The sequence below is a fragment of the Mycobacterium sp. BK086 genome, assembly GCA_004362315.1.
Classification (GTDB): Bacteria; Actinomycetota; Actinomycetes; order Mycobacteriales; family Mycobacteriaceae; genus Mycobacterium.
In genome coordinates this window covers 329106-349339 of sequence record SNWL01000005.1, presented here as the reverse complement: position 1 = coordinate 349339, position 20234 = coordinate 329106, and the positions used below count along the sequence as shown (strand labels likewise).

Genomic DNA, 20234 nt, shown 5'->3' with positions numbered 1-20234 from the left:
GACACGGTTACGGGCCGCGGACGTCGAAGTCGGCGACCACGGGGCCCCGCAGCAGCTCGCGATGCCGCCCGGGGTGCCACGGGAAGACCTCGGGCAGCCCGTCCGCACCGATGTACCAGCTGTTGCACCCGCTGGCCCAGATCGTCTCCGGCAGAGCGGCTTTGATGTCCTCGTTGTAATGCTTGGTCGCGGCCTCGGTGGGTGCGGCGCTGGTGATCCGGCCGCTGCGGATCTGCTCGATCCACCACATCGCGTAGTCGGCCTGATCCTCGGCGACCGGAACCAGGGACTGGTTGGCGATCGGCGAATGCGGGCCCATCAACATGAAGAGATTCGGAAAGCCCGGCACGGCGATCGACCGGTACGCGTGCGGCCCGTCGGCCCACACCTCGTCGAGCGTGTGACCGTTCTCGCCGACGATCGTCATCGGCCGCACATAGGCGCGCGCATCGAACCCTGTCGCGAAAACCAGCACGTCGAGCTCGTGCAGGAGGCCGTCCGTTGTCACAACGCCCCGCGGTTCGATGTGGTCGATCTCGTCGGTGACCACGTCGACCCCCGGCCGCTGGATCGACCGGTAGTAGTGGCCGGAGATGATCAGGCGTTTGCACATCGCCTGGTAGTCCGGCGTGAGCTTGCGCTTCAGCGTTCGGTCCCGCACCGAGAAGCGCAGATTCAGCTGACACATGGTCTGGAAGTAGCGGCGAGCGGGACCGGGCCGAATCGGCGCGCGGCCGTACACCGTCGAGATGACCCGCGACCAGAATACGTATCCCGGCCGCGCCACCACGGGAAATCTGCGGATCATTTCGCGGCGAAGCCGGGTAAATCGCAGGTTGGGAAACGGCAGCACCCACTGCGCAGTGCGCTGGAACACCTTGAGCTGATTGACTTTTCCACCGAGCTCGGCCACGATCTGAACCCCGGTGGATCCGGTGCCGATCAGGCCGATTCTCTTGTCCGCCAAGGGGATCGAATGATCCCAACGCGCGGAGTGGAACATCGGTCCCGCGAAGCTGTCCCGGCCAGGAATGTCGGCCATCCGCGGCACCCGCAGGAAACCCGTCGCGGTGATCAGCACATCGCATTCGTCGTCGCCGGAATCGGCGGACAGGCGCCAGCGTCCGTCTTCGTATCGGGCGGCGGTGATCTCGGTACCGAACCGGATGTGTCGCCGGATGCCCCGTTCGTCGGCGACCCGGCGCAGGTACTGCTGGATCTCCCCGCCCGGCGGCATCATCCGCGACCACTCCGAGTTCGGGAAGAACGAGTAGCTGTAGAACGGAGACGGGATGTCGCAATGCAGACCCGGATACGTGTTGTCCCGCCAGGTGCCGCCGACCTCGTCGGCCTGCTCGTAGATCACGAAGGAGTCGATGCCGGCGTCCTGCAGCTTCACGGCCATACACAGGCCGGACATTCCGGCGCCGATGATTCCCACCCGAGGTGTGGCAGCCGTCGCCATGGCCCGAACATACGCCCGTACGGTGGACGGGTGAAGCGTTTGCGTGACGACGACGCCTGCCCCGGTGCCCTGCAGGTGCACCAGGCCGCCGACGGCGCGCTGGCCAGGTTGCGATTGCCCGGCGGAATGATCACCGGGGCACAGCTGGAAGCTTTGGCGCACACGGCCACCGAGTTCGGCAATGGCACGCTGGAGCTGACCGTGCGAGGCAATCTTCAGCTGCGCGGGGTGAGTGATGCGACAGCAGTCGCCGACGCCGCGGCCGCCGCCGGGCTGCTGCCTTCGCCCACCCACGAACGGGTGCGCAATATCGTCGCCTCGCCGCTGTCCGGCCGGGCCGGCGGGCTGGCCGACGTGCGGCCGTGGGTCACCGATTTGGATGCCGCCATCCAGGCCGACCCGGACCTGGAACGGCTGCCCGGCCGGTTCCTGTTCGGCATCGACGACGGCCGTGGCGACATCTCCGGCCTCGGCGCCGACGTCGGCGCCCATGTGCTGGCCGACTGCGTCGCGTTGCTGCTGGCCGGGTGTGACACCGGAATCAGGGTGGCTCCGGGCGACGTCGTCACCGCGTTGATCGCCGTCGCCCGACGGTTCGTCGAGATCCGCGGAAAGTCGTGGCGGATAACGGAATTGGCCGACCCTTCGCCGCTGACCGCTGATTTCGAGCCCACCGCACCGGCCGGGGCGACCTACCCGCCGGTGCTGCGTCCGCCGGTCGGCTGGATCACTCAGGACGACGCCCACGTGGCGCTTGGTGCGGCGATCCCACTGGGTGTCCTGACCGCCCGGCAGGCCGAGTTCGTCGCCGCCATCGATGCGCCCGTGGTCATCACGCCGTGGCGCTCCCTGCTGGTCTGCGACCTGGCCGAAGGGGTGGCCGATACGTCGCTGCGGGTGCTCGCCCCGATGGGACTGGTGTTCGACGAGAACTCGCCGTGGCTGGACATCAGCGCCTGCGTGGGCAGCCCGGGCTGCGAGAAGTCACAGGCTGACGTGCGGGCCGAGGCGACCCGGGTGGCCGCCGAGGAGGACGTCGACGGGCATGTCCACTATGTGGGCTGCGAGCGCGCCTGCGGCAGCCCCCCGACCGGCCAGGTATTCGTGGCGACGCCGGAGGGGTTCCGGCCGGTCGCGCGGTAGGTCGTAGGGTGTTGCCGTGCTCGACTACATTCGCGATGCCGCCGAGATCTACCGGCAGTCGTTCGCGACGATTCGTGCCGAAGCCGACCTGACGCCGTTTCCCGAGGATGTCGCACGTGTGGTCGTCCGGCTGATCCATACCTGCGGACAGGTCGACGTCGCCGAGCACGTGGCGTTCACGCCCGGCGTGGTCGCTGCCACGCATGCCGCCCTGCTGGCCGGGGCCCCGATCCTCTGCGACTCGTCGATGGTCGCGGCCGGTATCACCGCGGCCCGCCTGCCTGCCGGCAATGAGGTGGTCTCGTTGGTGGCCGATCCGCGGGCACCCGAGCTGGCCCAGCGCACCGGAAACACCCGCTCGGCGGCCGGGGTGGAACTGTGGGCCGACCGGTTGGCCGGGGCCGTGGTGGCCATCGGCAACGCGCCGACCGCCCTGTTCCGGCTGCTGGAACTGGTCGACGACGGCGTCCCGGGCCCGGTGTCGGTGCTGGGCGGGCCGGTCGGGTTCGTCGGCTCCGCGCAGTCCAAGCAGGAGCTGATCGACCGGCCGCGCGGGATGGAGTACCTGCTGGTGCAGGGTCGTCGGGGTGGCAGCGCGATGGCGGCCGCCGCGGTGAATGCGATTGCGAGCGAACAGGAATGACGGGCACTCTCTATGGCGTCGGGCTGGGTCCGGGTGATCCGGAGCTGGTCACGGTCAAGGCCGCCAGGATCATCGGCGCGGCCGACGTGGTGGCCTATCACAGCGCGCGGCACGGTCGCAGCATCGCGAGGCGGATCGCCGGGCCCTATCTGCGGGACGGCCAGATCGAGGAGCATCTGGTCTATCCGGTCACCACCGAGACCACCGAGCATCCCGGCGGCTATGCCGGCGCGATGGAGGATTTCTACCGGGAGTCGGCCGAGCGCATCGCCGCTCATCTGGACGCGGGCCGCGATGTCGCGCTGCTGGCCGAGGGTGATCCGCTGTTCTACAGCTCCTACATGCATATGCACACCCGGCTCACCGAACGCTTCAGCGCGGTGATCATCCCGGGTGTGACGTCGGTGAGCGCCGCGTCGGCGGCGATCGCCACTCCCCTGGTCACCGGCGACGAGGTGCTCTCGATCCTGCCCGGCACGATGCCGGTGCGTGAGCTCGCCCGTCGCCTCGCCGACGCCGACGCCGCAGTGGTGATGAAGCTGGGCCGGACGTATCCACAAGTGCGGGAAGCGCTTTCGATGGCAGGCCGCCTCGATGAGGCGTTCTACGTCGAGCGGGCCAGCACCGACTCGCAGCGGGTGCTGCCCGCCGGCGAGGTCGAGGCCGAGTCGGTGCCGTACTTCTCACTGGCCATCCTGCCGGGCGGGAGTCGCGTCAAGCCGGCCACGGGCGGTGTCGCCGTCGTCGGCCTGGGCCCCGGTGACGTGGACTGGATGACGCCGCAGAGCCGCCAGGAGCTGGCCGCGGCCACCGACCTGATCGGCTACGGCCCCTACCTGGATCGGGTGCCGGCACAGCCCGGGCAGCGCCGACACCCCAGCGACAACACCGACGAGCCGGAGCGGGCACGGCTGGCCTGCGAGCTGGCCGAGCAGGGCCGCGCCGTCGCGGTGATCTCCTCGGGAGATCCCGGGGTGTTCGCGATGGCCACCGCCGTGCTCGAGGAGGCCAAGCAGTGGCCGAACGTCGCGGTGCGGGTGATCCCGGCAATGACGGCCGCCCAGGCCGTCGCCAGCCGGGTCGGCGCCCCGCTGGGCCATGACTATGCGGTGATCTCACTGTCCGACCGGCTCAAGCCGTGGGACGTCATCGCGTCGCGGCTGTCCGCCGCGGCGCAGGCCGACATGGTCCTGGCGATCTACAACCCGGCGTCCAAGAGCCGCACGTGGCAGGTCGCCACGATGCGGGATCTGCTGCTGGAGCACCGCGAACCGGGCACGCCGGTGGTGATCGGCCGCGATATCGCCGGTCCGCGCGAGACGGTGAAGATCGTCCGGCTAGGCGACCTCGATCCGGCCGATGTCGACATGCGCTGCCTGCTGATCGTCGGCTCGTCCCAGACCCAGTGGTACGGCGACACGGTGTTCACGCCGCGGCGCTATCCGGGACCTCAATAATTTCTTTCGGCCCTCTGGCCACAGGGGTCACATTTTGACGATTCTTGTCCGTCATTCGAACTAGTGTTCGAATCATGTGGACGCGTTGGATGACGTATTGACCGCCTGGGACAAGGTGGCAGCGTTACCGGCAGCCGACATGCCGGCACCCGAACTTCTGGTCGCGCTCGAGCGGATGGAACGGCTGCGCCGCCTGCTGCCCGCGGTCGAACACACCGTCCTGACCCAGCTGCAATCGCAAACGACACCCATCGCCGTGGGCGCCAAATCGTGGCGTGCCGTGCTCACCCACCGGCTCGGGATCAGCGGTACCGACGCCGGCCAACGGCTGACCGAGGCCGCGGAACTGGGGCCACGGCATGCCATCACCGGGGAAACGCTGCCGCCGGCGCTGCCCACGACCGCCGCCGCCCAAGCTCGTGGTGAAATCGGCACCGACCACGTGGCCGTGATCCGGTCATTCATGAACCATCTGCCCGCAGCCGTCGATGCGGAGACACGCGAGCATGCCGAAGCTCAACTGGGCGGGCTGGCCGGCGGGCTCAGCCCAGAAGGACTGCGCAAACTCGCTCAGCAGTTGATGGCGATGATCAACCAGGACGGCGCCCTCCACGACGAACGCGACCAGGCCCGCAAACGCGGAATCACCCTAGGGCCACAACAAGTCGACGGAATGAGCAAGGTCACCGGGTGGGTGGATCCGGAAATGCGGGCGGCCCTGGACGCCACCAACGCAAAGCTCGCCGCCCCCGGCTACTGCAACCCGGACGACGAGACTCCTTGCGTGGACGGAACACCCACCGAATCGCAGGTCACCAACGACACGCGATCGGCCGCACAGCGCACCCACGACGCACTCAAGACGGTGTGCATGGCCATGCTCTCCTCTGGGCAGCTCGGTCAGCACAACGGCCTGCCCGTCACCATCGTCGCCACCACCACGCTGGAACAGCTGACCTCCGCAGCGGGGTTGGCCCACACCGGCGGCGGCAGCTACCTACCCATACCAACACTCATTCGGATGGCCGCCCACGCCCACCCCTACCTGACGGTGTTCGAATCACCAAGAGAGATCAAGCTTTACCACGGGCGCTCGCGGCGTACGGCGTCGCCCGGACAGCGCCTTGCCCTCTTCGCAATCGACAGGGGCTGCACAAAACCCGATTGCACCGGTGCCGCGTATCACTCGCAGGTCCACCACGCCAGCCGAGACTTCGCCCACGGCGGCAACACCGATATCAACGAACTCACCCTGGCCTGCGGCTGCGACAACCGCATGGTCAACGACGGCCCGGCCGGCTGGACCACCCGAAAACGCCGAAGAGACAACAGAACCGAATGGATACCACCACCGCACCTCGATCGCGGACAGACCCGCGTGAACTACCACCATCACCCCGAGGAGCTGCTATGCCGCGAGGCGCGCTATCCAGTCGACTGCCTCGTCGACGGTGCCGACCGCATGGACTCCAGCGGGTAGCGCCGGCCGGTCGATCATCACCACCGCGATGCCCAGATCGGCGGCGGCGGCGAGCTTGGCCTCGGTGAGCGCTCCCCCGCTGTTCTTGGTCACCAGCACATCGATTCTGTTGTCCCGCAACAGCGCACACTCGTCGGCGTAGCCGTACGGTCCGCGGGAGAGCAGCAGTTCGTGATTGCACGGCAGCACCACGGCATCGGGCGGGGTCACCACCCGGATCAGGAACCACGCATGACTGTTGACGAACGGGCCCACCCCGGAGCGCCCGGTGGTGAGGAACACCCGCGAATAGTGTTGGTCGGCAACGACCTGCGCGGCCTCGACGTCAGAGCCCACCCGAATCGCCCCGGCCGGATCCCAGGCCGGGCGCGACAGCACCAGGTGCGGCAAGCCGAGCTCGGCACACGCCTGCGCGGCGTGCGCGGTCATCGTCGCCGCGAACGGATGGGTCGCATCGACGACGGCGCCGATCTGGTTGTCGTTCAGCCACTCCCGCAGGCCCGCCACCCCGCCGAAGCCGCCGATGCGCACCGTCCCGACCGGTAGCGCCGGGTCGGGCACGCGGCCGGCGAGCGAGCTGACGATGTCGTATTCCGGATGCAGCCGAGCCGCCAACGCGCGCGCCTCGCCGGTACCGCCCAGCAGCAGGATCCGCATCAGTGCCGACTGCCCCGGGTCCGGCCCGAGGAATACAGGTAGCTGTCGGTGAACCCTTCCGCGGCAAGCACATCGCCGACGACGATCACCGCGGTCTTGGTGATCCCCGCGTCGTGCATCTGCCCCGCGATGTCGGTCAGTGTGCCGCGCAGCACGACTTCCTCGGGCCAGCTGGCGAACGCGACGACGGCGACCGGGGTGTCCGGCCGGTAGCCGCCTTCGATGAGCTGCGGGACGATGGCGTCGATCCGGTGGGCGGCCAGGTGTAGGACCAGCGTGGCGCCGGGCTGGGACAGCGTGATGAGGTCCTCGCCGTCGGGCATGGCGGTCGATAGCGTCGCGACCCGGCTGAGTGTCACGGTCTGGGCGACGCCGGGGACGGTGAGCTCGCGCTTGAGCGCGGCGGCGGCAGCAGCGAATGCCGGTACGCCAGGGACGATTTCGTAGGCGATGCCCAGGGCGTCGAGATGGCGGCACTGCTCGGCCAGCGCGCTGTAGATCGCGGGGTCACCGGAGTGCAGCCGCGCAACGTCGAGTCCGGCGGCGTCGGCATCGGCCAACTCGGCGATGATCTGTTCCAGGGTCAGCGGACCGGTGTCGACCACCTTGGCATCGACGGGGCACAGCGCCAGAAGGTCGTCGGGCATGATCGAGCCGGCGTAGAGGCAGACCGAGCAGCGCTGCAGGATCCGCTGCCCGCGGACGGTGATCAGGTCGGCCGCGCCCGGACCGGCGCCGATGAAATAGACGGTCATTGTTTGGTCACGACCCATTGTGTGATCGGCATGGCCGGTCGCCAGGCGGTGAAGTCCCCCAGCGGCTCGCCCTGGTAGTGCTGGAATTTACGAAGCTCACCACCGAGCTTCGAATACCACTGGGCGACAAGGGCTTCGGATTCCACGGTGACGGCATTGGCGACGAGCCGCCCGCCGACGGGCAAGTGCTCCCAGCACGCCTCGAGCAGCCCGGGGTTGGTGATGCCGCCGCCGATGAAGATCGCCGATGGACGCGCCACGCCGTCGACGCCACCATCCCTGAGCCTGGCGTCGCCGAACGCGTCCGGTGCTTCCCCGTGTACCTCGATGTCGACAACGTGGGAGACCGCGTTGAGTCCGACGAACAGACGCCTTCGCTCATCGCGCTCAAATGCCACCGCGGTGCAGTCCGGCCAGGCGCGGCACCATTCGACCGAAATGCTCCCCGACCCGGCACCGACATCCCACAACCGCTCGCCAGGCTTGGGTGCCAGTGCCGCAAGGGTGGCCAATCGGATGGACTGTTTGGTGATCTGTCCGTCGCTGGTGAACGCACTGTCGGGTAGCAACCACACCGGCTCGGCCGGCAGATACCGGATGGCGATCACGTGCAGGGCGTCGATGTCGACCGGCGGGTCGTCCGCCCATTCCCGGGCGGTGCCGTCGTGGCGGCGTTCGCCCGGGCCGCCCAACTGCTCGAGGACAGTCAATTCGGAATCGCCGCGGTTGTGGTTCCAGAGCGCGATGGCGACTGCTCGCACGTCGGGCGGACCGCTGGACAGGACGATCGCCTGTCCACTGCGGCGAATGGCGGCGGACGGTTGCGCGGTCATCAAACTGATCACCTCGGTGTCCTGGACCGCCCATCCCATCCGCGCGCACGCCAGGGTCACGCTCGACACGTGTGGCAGCACCGTCACCCGCCCGGCGCCACACAGCCCAATCAGCGAGGCGCCGACGCCGTGCAGCATCGGGTCACCACTGGCCACCACATGCACGTCCCCGTCGAAGTCGCGAATCGCGTACAGGCCGTCCAGGAACGGCTTACCCCATTCCCGCCGCTCGGCGGCGACCGAATCGTCCAACAGATCGAGCTGCCGCCGGGAGCCGTAAACAACTGTTGCCCTGCGCAATTCAGCCGCTGATGCGGGCGCCAGGCCAGCCATCCCGTCGGCGCCGATACCGACCACAAAGATCATCGGGGCATCCTCCGCCATACGAAGCGAGGCGTCATCCGAAATGCGGAGGCCAGCACCGCAAGCGGCGCCGGTACCCACACCGAGCTGCGGCCCTTGCGGAGCGCCTTGACCGCCGCGTCGGCCACCTGTGCCGGCGTGCTGGACAACGGTGCGGGGTCCATTCCTGTCGTCATCCGCCCGACGACAAAGCCCGGCCGCACAAGCAGCAGCCGCACCCCGCTGCCGTGCAACGCATCGGCCAGCCCGGAGGCGAACGCATCCAGTCCGGCCTTCGCCGAGCCGTAGACGTAGTTGGCGCGGCGCGCCCGCACCCCCGCGATCGACGAAAACACCACCAGCGCGCCACCGCCCGCCGCGCGCATCGCGGACGACAGGTGGGTCAGCAGGCCGACTTGCGCCACGAAGTCGGTCTGCATGATCGCGGCGGCATGCGTTGCGTCGGCCTCGGCACGGGCCTGATCGCCCAGGATCCCGAACGCCAGCACGGCGGTACCGATCGGACCGTGCTCAGCGATCAGCCGCTCGACCAGGGGGCCGTGCGACGCCAGATCGTCGGCGTCGAATTCGACCGTGTGCACCGCCGTCGCTCCGGCCGCACGCACTGCACGGACTTCATCCTCGAGCTGGTCGGCACGTCGGGCGGCCAGCACCACCGTGGCTCCGGGCGCCAATCGCGCGGCGACTTCGACACCGATCTCGCTGCGACCGCCGAAGATCACAACCGGACCCGTGTCATTCACGGCTGTGATTATCCACTGCGCTAGCGTGGACGTTGATGGGCAACTCAACGACCCGGCTGACCAGCGACGCACTGGCATTTCTCACCGAACGCCACCTGGCGATGCTGACGACCTTGCGCTCGGACAATTCACCACACGTGGTGGCTGTCGGTTTCACCTTCGATCCCAAGACCCACATCGCGCGGGTCATTACCAGCGACGGCTCCCAGAAGGCGATCAACGCCGACCGGGACGGTGCCGCGGGCGTGCTCTCCCAGGTCGACGGCGCCCGCTGGCTGTCGCTGGAGGGCCAGGCCAGCGTCAACCGCGATCCGGCCGCGGTCCGCGACGCCGAGCTGCGCTACGCCCAGCGCTACCGCACCCCGCGCGTCAATCCGAAGCGCGTCGTCATCGAAGTGCACGTGACGCGGGTTCTCGGGTCCTCGGATCTGCTCGACCGCAAGGGCTAGACCGGCACCACCGTCAGTTCGTGCGGGCCGCTGTTGACGGCCAGCGCGCCGTCCGCGGTGACGATCACGATGTCTTCGATTCGGGCGCCCCACTTGCCCGGGAAGTACACACCCGGCTCGACCGAGAATGCCATGCCTTCGGTCAGCGGCAGGTCGTTGCCCGCCACGATGTAGGGCTCCTCGTGCACCGACAGCCCGATCCCGTGCCCGGTGCGGTGCACGAAGTACTCGGCCAGCCCGGCGTCGGCCAGCACGTCGCGGGCGGCGGCGTCGACCTGTTCGGCTGTCACACCGGGACGCACGGCCGCGACCGCCGCGGCCTGAGCCCGCTGCAGCACCGCGTACTGCTGGGAAATCTCAGCACTGGGCTCGCCCAGGCTGTAGGTGCGGGTGCAGTCGGAGTTGTAGCCGGGCGCGTACGGCCCGCCGATGTCGACGACGACGATGTCGCCGGCCTGCAGCACCCGATCGGAGCATTCGTGGTGCGGGTCGGCGCCGTGCGGACCGGAGCCGACGATGATGAACGCCACCGATGAATGCCCTTCGGCCACAATGGCTTTGGCGATGTCGTCGGCGACGTCGGCTTCGGTTCGACCGGGCACCAGGAATTCGGGCACGCGCGCGTGCACCCGGTCGATCGCGGCGCCCGCCTTGCGCAGCGCGTCGATCTCGGCCGGATCCTTGACCATCCGCAGCGAGCGCAGCACGTCGGTGGCCAGCACCGGCGTCGAACCGAAGCGCTCGGCCAGCGGCAACAGGTGCAGCGCGGGCATCGAATCGGTGACCGCGACCCGCGCGTGTCCACCGAGGGCGACAGCGACGATGTCGTAGGGGTTCTCGCCGTCCACCCAGTCCTGCACGGGCAAACCGAGGTCGACGACGGCGGAATCCTTCAGCGAGGCCAGCTCCAGACGCGGCACGACCATGATCGGCTGACCGGTGGCCGGCACCACCAGCGCGGTCAGTCGCTCGAACGTCTGTGCCGCCGAGCCGACCAGATAGCGCAGGTCATAGCCGGGCGTGATGACCAGACCGGCCAGATCGGCGTCGGCGGCCAGGGCAGCTGCGGCGGCAAGCCGGCGGGCATAGACATCGCTGCTGAAACGATCCGAGCTCATGCCAGCCAGGCTAGCCGCAGGCATACGATGACGCGATGCTGCGCGACATCCGTGAGCTCACCGACGACCCCGCGGCCTATGCCGCCGAACTCAACCGCCGGTGGGGCGGGCTGCTCAGCTATCGCTACCTGGGCCGCAGCTACTCGTCGATGGACGTCGGCGCCGACGACACCGTCGACATCCGCCACGACATGCGCAATCCGACAGGCGGGCTGTTCCTGGCAGTGCTGGGCATCGTCTCACCGGACAGCGGACTGGTCTCCGACCGGGAGGCCGTGCCCAACCCGGTGGTGATCTCCATCCAGGTGCTCGATCCGGGCCGCGACGTCCGCCGCATCGAGATCCAATCCGAAGACCTCAAGCGCGGCAGGCAGATGTCGTACAGCCGGTCCCGGATCGTGGACGCGGACAACCCTTCTCGCGTGCTCGCACTCAACGAGGGCCAGGGCGTCAGTATCGGCGTCCCACCCGAGGGGCTGGAGAAGATGGAACTCAACCCGATCCAGGTCGTCGACTCCCCCGACCTGCCCCCGCTGTGGCAGGTGTTCGGCGCGGCACGCCGGCCCGACGGTGTCTGGGCGCTCCCCGAACTGTCCGTCGAAGTGGCGTCGCCGGATGCCGCGCTGCACATCGGCCCGCAGTTCGTGGTGCTCGAAACCGCCGCCCTGGACGCCGCAGCCGCCGCGGTCGGCACCGATCAGCTACAAGGCGCCAGTTCGCATGTGATGTTCCTGGCGCGCGGCAAGATCGGGCCGTTCCGGGTGGAGGCGGAGCCGATCCCCGGCACGGCAGGCACGGTCGCGGTGCGCGCCACGATGTACGACGAGGGCGCCGGCGACAAGGCCATCACCGCCGCCTCGTACGTGTTCCGTTACGGGCGCGGATAACTCGCGATCTCGACCAGATTTCCCTCGGGGTCACGGCAGTAGTACGACGTCATCGGACCCAGCGCACCAGTTTTGGGGACGGGCCCTTCGGTGATCGTCACGCCGGCTTTCCGCAACCCGACCGCGACATCGTCGGGCGGCGCGGTGGTGATGAAGCACAGGTCCACCGAGCCCGGCGAATCCGCCGCCGCCGTGGGCCAGTTCGGTGCGCCGGTGGGCCGCAGATTGAGCATCTGGTCGCCGAATCGCAGTGCCACCCGGCCGCCCGCGAACACCTCGCGGCGCATACCGAGGACGCGGACGTACCAGTCGGCGACCGCGTCGACGTCACGACAGTTGAGCACCACGTGGTCGATCCGCTCGATGGCGAACGACATCCCCCAACGCTACTGGCAGGATGACTGGCATGTCTGCACCGGTGTTGCTGCTCGACGGCGCGAGCATGTGGTTTCGTTCCTTCTTCGGCGTGCCCTCGTCGATCAAGGCGCCCGACGGTAGGCAGGTCAACGCCGTGCGCGGCTTCATCGACAGCGTGGCGACGCTGATCACCCGCGAGCGGCCGTCGCGGCTGGTGGTCTGCCTGGATCTGGACTGGCGCCCGCAGTTCCGGGTCGACGCGATCCCGTCGTACAAGGCCCATCGGGTGGCGGAGGAAAACCCCAGTGGCCAAACGGATGTGGAGGAAGTACCCGACGAGCTGAGCCATCAGGTCGACATGATCATGGAGCTGCTGGACGCATTCGGGATCGCGACCGCGGGCGCGGAAGGCTACGAAGCCGACGATGTGCTGGGCACCCTGGCCACCGCCGAGACGCGTGATCCCGTCGTGGTTGTCAGCGGTGACCGCGATCTGCTGCAGCTGGTCGGCGACGACCCGGTGGCGGTGCGGGTGCTGTATCTGGGCCGAGGACTGTCCAACGCGACGATGTTCGGGCCGACCGAGGTCGCCGAGAAATACGGCGTGCCGGCCCACCGGGCCGGACCTGCCTACGCCGAATTGGCCCTGCTGCGCGGTGATCCGTCCGACGGGCTGCCCGGCGTGCCCGGTGTCGGGGAGAAGACCGCGGCCACACTGCTGGCCCAATACGGGTCGCTGGAGGACATCCTGGCCGCCGCGCACGATCCGAAATCGAAGCTGTCCAAGGCTTTTCGCGCGAAGCTGCTGGCCGCCACCGACTACATCGACCTGGCCGGGCCGGTGGTGGCGGTCGCCCGCGATGCACCCGTGGAGTTCTCGATGGCCGACGACCGGTTACCGCTGTCCGCGGCCGACCCCGCCCGCGTCGCCGAGCTGGCGCACGCGTACGGAGTCGGTTCGTCTATCGGTCGCCTGCAGAAGGCGCTGGACGCCCTCGACTGACTACTTGGGCCGGCCGACCTCGTAGGTGCCCTTGTCGTCCTGGAACGTCACCGTCACCTGGCGCTTGGTGCCGTCGATGCTCACCTCGCAGGTGAACGTGTCGCCCTTCTTGACCGTCGGGTTGGCGCCGTTGTTGCACTTGACGTCCTTGACGTTCTTGGCGCCGTAGCCGTTCGTCTCGTCGGTGAGGATCTGCTGCACGCCCACCTGAGCCTTGGCGATATCCAGCTTGGTGGTGACGAAGAAGCCGGGCTTCCAGAAGCCCATCACCAGCACGACCGCCACGACGATCGCGGCCAGCACACCGATGACGGTGAAGATCACCGCCGAGGACTTCTTGGCGGCCTCTCCACCGTCCAGCTGCGGGTACGGGGCGTACTGACCGGGCTGGTTGGGGTCGCCCGGGTACTGGCCCGGCTGCTGCGGATACTGCCCGTATTGGGGCTGGCCGTACTGACCGGGCTGGCCGTACTGACCGGGCTGAGGCTGCTGACCGTACTGGCCGGGCTGGCCGTAGGTGCCCGGGTTGTATTCGGTCGGCGCCTGGTACGGCTGCTGCTGCGGGTAGCCCTGCGTCGGCTGCTGGCCGTACTGCGGGTACTGCTGCTGGGTGTAGGCGGGTGGCTGCCACGCCGGAGGCTCGCCGGTCGGCTGCTGCCCCCAGGCCGGGGTTTCCGGGGCCGGTGTTTCCGGCGGCTGCCAGGCGGGCGTGGGCTGCTCGGAGCCGGAGGCGGGCTGATCCTGACCCTGTGCGGGCTGGCCCTGCCAGGGATTGGGGTCAGATCCCTGCGGTCCGCTCATCGTCTCTCCTTGATCTGGTCGCGATTCGCCGCTCCCACCGTAGCGTTTGCATCACCCTACCCGCCATCAACAGCGACGACGCCGCGCCGGATGTCGTCGATGGCGCGTTTCGCGGTGCTACGCAGGCCCGCTTCCGGCCCCGCGTTGCGCACCTGATCGAGCAGGTCGAGCACTTGACGGCACCACCGCACGAAGTCGCCCGCGGGCAGCGGTGTGCCACCTCCGGCGACATCGGAGGCCGCAAGCGCGGCGGCCAGGTCGCCGGTCGTCGCCCACCGGTACATGGCGGCGACGAATCCCTCGTCGGGCTCGCGCGACGGGGCGATCCGGTGCCGGTTCTCGTCAGCACGCAGCTGCCCGGACAGTCGACGGGTCTCGACGAGGGCGCGTCGCACGTTCCCGGTGGGCATCTCGATCGCATGCGCCGGTGTCGGGCCGTCGCTGCCCCGGGCCTCGAACACCATGGCCGAGAGAACCGCCGCCAGCTCGGCTGGGGCCAGCCCCTTCCAGATCCCCGTGCGCAGGCATTCGGCGACCAGCAGGTCGCTCTCGCTGTAGATCCGCGCGAGTAGCCGCCCGTCGGCCGTCACCCTCGGGTCGCCATCCCGGTCTTCTATGAACCCGCGCTCAGTCAGCAGCCCGACGATCCGGTCGAAGGTGCGGGCCAGCGAATTGGTCGCCGCGCTGACCTTCTTGCGGATCTGCTCGTTGTCGCGTTCCACCCGCAGGTAGCGCTCACCGATCCGCACCTTGGCTTCCCGGTCGGCCAGCCCGTGCGCCGAATGCTTGCGCATGGACTCGCGCAGGGCCAGTAGCTCGGGATCGATATCGGCCGCTTCGTCGCTCTCGCCGCGCCGCCTGCGGGCCGAGGGCACAGACAGCCCGACCGCCGCCGACCGCAGCGCCGAGGCCAGATCGCGGCGCACCCGCGGCTGGCGATGCTCGACCCGCTTGGGCAAGGACATCGACCCGAGCGGCGCCGCCGCCCCGGCGAAGTCGGCCGAGGAAACCCTTCCGGCCCAATGGTGTTCGGTCAGGACGAGCGGACGCGGATCGTCGGTTTCGTGAGCCGCCTCGAGCACCACGGCCAATCCGCCGCGGCGGCCCTGGGTGATGTTGATGATGTCGCCCTTACGCAGTGCGGCCAGCGCGTCGGTGGTCGCCTGCCTACGCTGCAGTCGCGAGGCCCGCGACTGTGCGCGCTCCCGCTCGCTGATCGTCGCGCGCAGCCGCACGTAATCGAGGATCGGCGGCTCGCGGTCAGGGTGGGCGCGGCGATCCCAGCCCATCTCGGCGGCGATCTCGCCCAGCATCTTCTCGCCGCGCTCCACACCGCGGACCAGCCCGACGACCGACCGGTCGGCCTGATATTGCGCGAAGGACCGCTCCAACAGCGCATGCGCCTGCTCGGGACCCATCTGGTTCACCAGGTTGATCGTCATGTTGTACGACGGTGCGAACGAACTCTTCAGCGGGAAGGTACGGGTCGACGCCAGCCCGGCGACTTCGGCGGGCTCCACGTCCGGGTGCCACAGCACGACGGCGTGGCCTTCGATGTCGATCCCGCGCCGCCCGGCACGCCCGGTCAGCTGGGTGTACTCCCCCGGCGTCAGTGGCATGTGCTGTTCACCGTTGAACTTGACCAGCTTCTCCAGCACGACGGTGCGGGCGGGCATGTTGATGCCCAAAGCCAGTGTCTCAGTGGCGAAGACGGCCTTGACCAGACCTGCGGTGAAGAGTTCTTCGACGGTGTGCCGAAACACCGGCAGCATGCCGGCGTGGTGAGCCGCAAGCCCCCGCAGCAGGCCCTCCCGCCACTCGTAATAGTCGAGAACCACCAGATCGGAATCGGCGAGATCCCCGCAGCGGCGGTCGATCACCTCCGCGATCCGCTTGCGGTCCTCGTCGCTGGTCAGCTTCAGCGGGCTGCGGAGGCACTGCTTCACGGCGGCGTCGCAGCCGGCCCGGGAGAAGATGAATGTGATGGCGGGCAACAGCCCTTCGCGGTCGAGCGAGGCGATCACGTCCGGTCGGGCCGGCGGGCGGTAGAGGCCCGATCGGTTGCCGGGGCGGCCGGGCCCGCGACGGCGCGGTTCCCAGTCGGTCAGCCGTTCGGCCTCGCGCCGGTGGGCGATGTGCCGGATCAGGTCCGGGTCGACGAGATGTTGTTTGCCCTCGCGGTCGTAGTCGAACAGGTCGAACAGCCGCTTGCCCACCAACACGTGTTGCCACAACGGAACCGGCCGGTGCTCGTCGACGACGACGGTCGTGTCGCCGCGCACGGTCTGGATCCAGCCACCGAATTCCTCGGCATTGCTCACGGTGGCCGACAAGCTGACCAGGCGCACATCCTCGGGCAGGTGCAGGATGACCTCTTCCCACACCGCACCGCGCATCCGGTCGGCAAGGAAGTGGACCTCGTCCATCACCACATGCGAAAGTCCGTGCAGCGCATCAGACCCGGCGTACAGCATGTTGCGCAGCACCTCGGTGGTCATCACCACGATCGGCGCGTCGCCGTTGACCGACTGGTCGCCGGTCAGCAGCCCGATGTTCTCCGCGCCGTAGCGGCGCACCAGATCGTTGTGCTTCTGGTTGCTCAGCGCCTTGATCGGCGTGGTGTAGAAGCACTTTCGGCCCGCCGCCAGCGCCAGGTGTACCGCGAATTCGCCGACGACGGTCTTGCCCGCACCGGTCGGTGCGCACACCAGCACGCCGTGGCCGCGTTCGAGGGCCTCACACGCCCGCACCTGGAACGGATCGAGCCGAAACGTCAGCAGCTCAGTGAACTCCGCGAGCTGGCTAGGTGATGTCGTCATGCTGTGCCGCGAACGTCGTCACCGGGGCGGCCACCGGAGTCGGCGCCTCGATGGGCGCGGCCTGATCGTCGGGAATCTCGGCTTGCGCCTCCCGCTTGGCTTTTCGCCGGTCGTGCAGTCGGGCGATCTGGATGGCGAACTCCAGCAACAGTGTCAGCGCCAGGCCGAGCGCCAGCATGGAGAACGGGTCCGAGCCCGGCGTGGCGAACGCGGCGAACACGAACACCCCGAAGATCAGCCCGCGGCGCCATGACTTGAGCTTGGCGTACGGCAGCACCCCGATCATGTTGAGCATGATGATCAGCAGGGGGAATTCGAAGCTGACGCCGAAGATCAGCAGCAGGTTGATCAGGAAGCCGAAATATTCAGCGCCGGACAGCGCGGTGACCTGAACGTCGCTGCCGACCGTGAGCAGGAAGTGCAGGGCCTTCGACAGCACGAAGTAGGCCAGCACGGTGCCGGACACGAACAGCACGGCGGCGAAGAACACGAAGATCGACGCGAAGCGGCGCTCGTTGCGGTACAGCCCGGGGGTGATGAACGACCACAGCTGGTGTAGCCAGATCGGGCAGGCCAGCACGATACCCGCGGTCAGGCCCACCTTGAGCCGCAGCATGAATTGGTCGAACGGCGCGGTCGCCAGTAATCGGCATCCGCCGTCGGCGCTGATCTCGGCCCGCGCCGACTGCGGCAGCGAACAGTAGGGCTCGCGCAGCCATTCACCCAGGCTCTCGATACCGAAGAACCCGTGGCTGTACCAGAGGAAGCCGATGATCGTGGTCAGCGTGATGCCGGCCAGGGAGATCAGCAGCCGGGTCCGCAGCTCCCGGATGTGGTCGACGAGGGACATCGTCCCGTCGGGATTGGTGCGGCTGCGGCGTTGCCGAGGATCGAGCCGCGACAGGATTTTAGGGGTGCGCACGGCAGCGTCTAACTACGGCGCAGAAGCGCCTGGTCGTTATGGGTTTCAGGCCGGTTTGGCGTCGGTGTGGCTCTGGGCCGGCGGTGTCACCGGGGCCTCGACGCGCTCGGACTGAACCTGGGTCGGCGGCTGCGCGGGCGTGACGGGAGTATCCGTCTTGTTCTCGCTCTGCAGCTCCTTCACCTCGGACTTGAAGATGCGCATCGACTTGCCCAGCGAGCGGGCCGCGTCAGGCAACCTCTTCGACCCGAAGAGCAGCACGACCACGGCGATGAGAATCAGCCAGTGCCACGGTTGTAGAGCACCCAATTTGGTCACCTCCAGACGTTGGTTCGATGCTACCCCACTGACCCCCTGACGAGCCGGGATGCAGGTCAGCCGGACAGTTCGGCGTAGGCGGCCAGGGCCGCCGCCGCGCCCTCTCGCACCCTGGCGACCAGCGACTGCGGCTCCAGCACCCGGACGTCGGCACCGAATCCCAGCAGCACCCGGGCCATCCACTCCTCGGAGGCATACGTCATCACGGCCTTGTGATGGCCGTCGGGCAGCTCCTCGAGGATCCGCATCGGGTAGTACTCGAGCATCCACGACGCAGCCGGGGCCAGCAGCAGCGTCGCCGCGGGCAGGGCGGGGTCGGCATCGAACAACGAGGTGTCCGGCGGGGCGGCCGGTTCCGGCGGCACGGCTGCCTGGTCGAGGACCGTCGCCTCGACGATCCGGTCGAATCGGAACAGACGCACCCCGTCGGCGTCGGGCGACCACGCATGCAGATAGCTGTGGTCGCCGACGAGGACAACCCGGATGGGATCGACGACCCGGCTCGACAACGTGTCCCGAGATGCCGAGTAGTACTCGATGGACAGCGCGCGGCCGTCGCGGACCGCGGCACGCACCGCCGCGGCGGTATCGCTTTCGATGGGCGCCCGTTCCTCCACCGCGCCGACGGCGTGTGTGTGGTCGTGGCTGACGGTTCCCGCGGCTGACTCGATCTTGGCGATCGCGCTCAGCGCGGCCTGCGGGTCGACAACGCCGGGAATGTCGATCAGCGCACGCAACGCGACCAACAGTCCGGTGGCTTCCGGCGACGTCAGCCGCAGCGGCTCGTCCATGCCCGCCGAGAACGTGACTTTGATGGTGTCACCGGAGAATTCGAAGTCGATCAGGTCACCCGGACCGTAGCCGGGGAGGCCGCACATCCAGAGCTGGTCGAGATCCTGCTGCAGCTGCTTGCGGCTCACGCCGAGATCGGCTGCCGCCTCCTCATAGGTGATGGAGGGGTTGGCCTTCAGGTACGGCACCATGTTCAGCAGCCGCACCAGCCGCGTCGAAACGGGAGTCACGCGCTCTCCCCTGCCTGCGCACGCAGCCGCGCCAGCACATCGTCGCGCAGCGTTTCGGGTTCCAGCACCAGCGCGTCGGCCCCGTAGCCCGCAACCTCGCGGGCCAGCCGGTCTCTGGTGCCGATGTCGAGCTCGATGACCTCGCCTGCGCGTCCGCCGATGGTGCGCGCACCAGTCGATTTACCGTTGCGGCGCAATGACATTGCCCGGCCGTCGGCGACCCACACCAAAGCCGTCACACCGCTGGGGGCCTCCCCGATGACCTGGGCGACGATGGCCCGCAGGTCGACACCGGCCGGCCGGACCACCGATCCCGGCGCCCCGACGGCCTTGATGTCAGTGTCGATGCGGGATATCCGAAAGGTTCTGGTGGCGTTGCGATCTCGGTCGTGGCCGACAAGGTACCAACGCCCCCGCTCGGTGACCACACCCCACGGCTCCACGGTGCGCACGGTGTAGGGATCAGTACGCAGTGAACGGTGCCGGAATTGCACCGCCTGCCCGGAGTCGATGGCGGACAACAGGTTTCCCAGCACATCCTCCGACCCGCGCAACCCGGCCGGTCCGGCGGCGGTGGTGATGGAAACGGCGGCATCGGGGTCGACGTCGACGCCGGCGGCCCGCAATTTCAGCAACGCCCCCTGAGTGGCGGTGATCAGCTCCGGCGACTCCCACAGCTGGGTGGCGATCGCGACCGCGCCCGCCTCTTCGTTCGTCAGCTCGATATCGGGCAGCGCGTAGGCGTCCCGGTTGATCCGGTAGCCCTCAGTGGGGTCGAATGCCGAAACCCGTCCGGTCTCCAGCGGGATGCCCAGATCGCGAAGCTCGTTCTTGTCGCGTTCGAACATCCGGGAAAACGCCTCGTCGCTGGGGCTGTCGGCATAGCCGGCCACGCTGGCTCGGATGCGCTCGGCGGTGATGAAGCCGTGCGTGGACAGCAGCGCGATGACGAGATTCATCAACCGCTCGACCTTGGATGTCGCCACTCGGAAAACCTTA

General features: G+C 68.5%; 20 protein-coding genes. 7 read left to right on the top strand and 13 right to left on the bottom strand.

What is annotated here, in order from left to right; all coding sequences use genetic code 11:
- Nucleotides 1-7: 7 nt before the first annotated feature.
- A complete protein-coding gene (locus tag EV580_RS18065) occupies nucleotides 8-1465 on the bottom strand; it encodes a flavin-containing monooxygenase (RefSeq protein ID WP_133692579.1) in 1458 nt (485 codons plus the stop codon).
- Nucleotides 1466-1495: 30 nt separating this feature from the next.
- Between EV580_RS18065 and cobG the strand changes: the two genes are divergently transcribed.
- From cobG to EV580_RS18045, 4 genes are all read left to right on the top strand, one after another.
- Complete coding sequence (cobG, locus tag EV580_RS18060; RefSeq protein ID WP_133692578.1) at nucleotides 1496-2608, top strand: precorrin-3B synthase; 1113 nt, start codon at nucleotides 1496-1498, stop codon at nucleotides 2606-2608.
- Nucleotides 2609-2624: 16 nt separating this feature from the next.
- Nucleotides 2625-3251, top strand: a complete 627-nt coding sequence (locus tag EV580_RS18055; RefSeq protein ID WP_133692577.1) for a precorrin-8X methylmutase — start codon at nucleotides 2625-2627, stop codon at nucleotides 3249-3251.
- The gene (locus tag EV580_RS18050; RefSeq protein WP_133692576.1) at nucleotides 3248-4708 is read left to right on the top strand and encodes a precorrin-2 C(20)-methyltransferase; all 1461 of its coding nucleotides are present in this window, start codon (nucleotides 3248-3250) and stop codon (nucleotides 4706-4708) included. The genes EV580_RS18055 and EV580_RS18050 overlap by 4 nt, the downstream gene beginning before the upstream one ends.
- Before the next feature lie 76 nt (nucleotides 4709-4784).
- A complete protein-coding gene (locus EV580_RS18045; RefSeq protein WP_133692575.1) occupies nucleotides 4785-6188 on the top strand; it encodes an HNH endonuclease signature motif containing protein in 1404 nt (467 codons plus the stop codon).
- Here EV580_RS18045 and EV580_RS18040 read toward each other — a convergent pair.
- The 4 genes from EV580_RS18040 to dprE2 are packed head-to-tail and all read right to left on the bottom strand — an operon-like array spanning nucleotide 6117 to nucleotide 9539.
- The gene (locus tag EV580_RS18040; protein ID WP_133692574.1) at nucleotides 6117-6845 is read right to left on the bottom strand and encodes a cobalt-precorrin-6A reductase; all 729 of its coding nucleotides are present in this window, start codon (nucleotides 6843-6845) and stop codon (nucleotides 6117-6119) included. The two genes, EV580_RS18045 and EV580_RS18040, sit on opposite strands and share 72 nt — an antisense overlap.
- Nucleotides 6845-7600: a precorrin-4 C(11)-methyltransferase gene (gene cobM, locus EV580_RS18035; RefSeq protein WP_133692573.1), complete on the bottom strand. Its 756-nt coding sequence runs from the start codon at nucleotides 7598-7600 to the stop codon at nucleotides 6845-6847. The genes EV580_RS18040 and cobM overlap by 1 nt, the downstream gene beginning before the upstream one ends.
- Nucleotides 7597-8799, bottom strand: coding sequence for a precorrin-6y C5,15-methyltransferase (decarboxylating) subunit CbiE (gene cbiE / locus EV580_RS18030; RefSeq protein ID WP_133692572.1), 1203 nt, complete (start codon nucleotides 8797-8799; stop codon nucleotides 7597-7599). Before cbiE ends, cobM begins: the two co-directional genes overlap by 4 nt.
- Nucleotides 8796-9539 (bottom strand): decaprenylphospho-beta-D-erythro-pentofuranosid-2-ulose 2-reductase, encoded by a 744-nt coding sequence (gene dprE2 / locus EV580_RS18025; RefSeq protein WP_133692571.1) that lies wholly within the window; start codon nucleotides 9537-9539, stop codon nucleotides 8796-8798. Before dprE2 ends, cbiE begins: the two co-directional genes overlap by 4 nt.
- A 35-nt stretch (nucleotides 9540-9574) precedes the next feature.
- Between dprE2 and EV580_RS18020 the strand changes: the two genes are divergently transcribed.
- Nucleotides 9575-9988 (top strand): F420-dependent biliverdin reductase, encoded by a 414-nt coding sequence (locus EV580_RS18020; RefSeq protein ID WP_133692570.1) that lies wholly within the window; start codon nucleotides 9575-9577, stop codon nucleotides 9986-9988.
- Here EV580_RS18020 and EV580_RS18015 read toward each other — a convergent pair.
- Complete coding sequence (locus tag EV580_RS18015; RefSeq protein ID WP_133692569.1) at nucleotides 9985-11106, bottom strand: M24 family metallopeptidase; 1122 nt, start codon at nucleotides 11104-11106, stop codon at nucleotides 9985-9987. The genes EV580_RS18020 and EV580_RS18015 overlap by 4 nt on opposite strands.
- Nucleotides 11107-11141: 35 nt before the next feature.
- Between EV580_RS18015 and EV580_RS18010 the strand changes: the two genes are divergently transcribed.
- Entirely contained in the window at nucleotides 11142-11993 is an 852-nt protein-coding gene (locus tag EV580_RS18010; protein WP_133692568.1) for a hypothetical protein, read from the top strand.
- Here EV580_RS18010 and EV580_RS18005 read toward each other — a convergent pair.
- Nucleotides 11978-12370: a VOC family protein gene (locus tag EV580_RS18005; protein ID WP_133692567.1), complete on the bottom strand. Its 393-nt coding sequence runs from the start codon at nucleotides 12368-12370 to the stop codon at nucleotides 11978-11980. The genes EV580_RS18010 and EV580_RS18005 overlap by 16 nt on opposite strands.
- A 29-nt stretch (nucleotides 12371-12399) precedes the next feature.
- Here EV580_RS18005 and EV580_RS18000 point away from each other — a divergent pair, with 29 nt between their 5' ends.
- On the top strand, nucleotides 12400-13353 hold the full coding sequence (locus EV580_RS18000) for a 5'-3' exonuclease (RefSeq protein WP_133692566.1): 954 nt from the start codon (nucleotides 12400-12402) through the stop codon (nucleotides 13351-13353).
- Here the strand turns inward: EV580_RS18000 and EV580_RS17995 are convergent, their stop codons facing one another.
- From EV580_RS17995 to EV580_RS17970, 6 genes are all read right to left on the bottom strand, one after another.
- Nucleotides 13354-14154, bottom strand: coding sequence for a DUF4333 domain-containing protein (locus EV580_RS17995; protein WP_133692565.1), 801 nt, complete (start codon nucleotides 14152-14154; stop codon nucleotides 13354-13356).
- Nucleotides 14155-14210: 56 nt separating this feature from the next.
- A complete protein-coding gene (locus EV580_RS17990) occupies nucleotides 14211-16973 on the bottom strand; it encodes a DEAD/DEAH box helicase (RefSeq protein ID WP_133692564.1) in 2763 nt (920 codons plus the stop codon).
- On the bottom strand, nucleotides 16957-17895 hold the full coding sequence (tatC, locus tag EV580_RS17985) for a twin-arginine translocase subunit TatC (protein WP_133692563.1): 939 nt from the start codon (nucleotides 17893-17895) through the stop codon (nucleotides 16957-16959). Before tatC ends, EV580_RS17990 begins: the two co-directional genes overlap by 17 nt.
- A 45-nt stretch (nucleotides 17896-17940) precedes the next feature.
- On the bottom strand, nucleotides 17941-18204 hold the full coding sequence (gene tatA / locus EV580_RS17980) for a Sec-independent protein translocase subunit TatA (protein ID WP_133693117.1): 264 nt from the start codon (nucleotides 18202-18204) through the stop codon (nucleotides 17941-17943).
- Nucleotides 18205-18269: 65 nt separating this feature from the next.
- Nucleotides 18270-19235 carry a helix-turn-helix transcriptional regulator gene (locus EV580_RS17975; RefSeq protein WP_133692562.1) on the bottom strand — a complete coding sequence of 322 codons (966 nt, stop codon included), beginning with the start codon at nucleotides 19233-19235 and terminating at the stop codon, nucleotides 18270-18272.
- Nucleotides 19232-20221 (bottom strand): helix-turn-helix transcriptional regulator, encoded by a 990-nt coding sequence (locus EV580_RS17970; RefSeq protein ID WP_133692561.1) that lies wholly within the window; start codon nucleotides 20219-20221, stop codon nucleotides 19232-19234. The genes EV580_RS17975 and EV580_RS17970 overlap by 4 nt, the downstream gene beginning before the upstream one ends.
- Nucleotides 20222-20234: the final 13 nt, after the last annotated feature.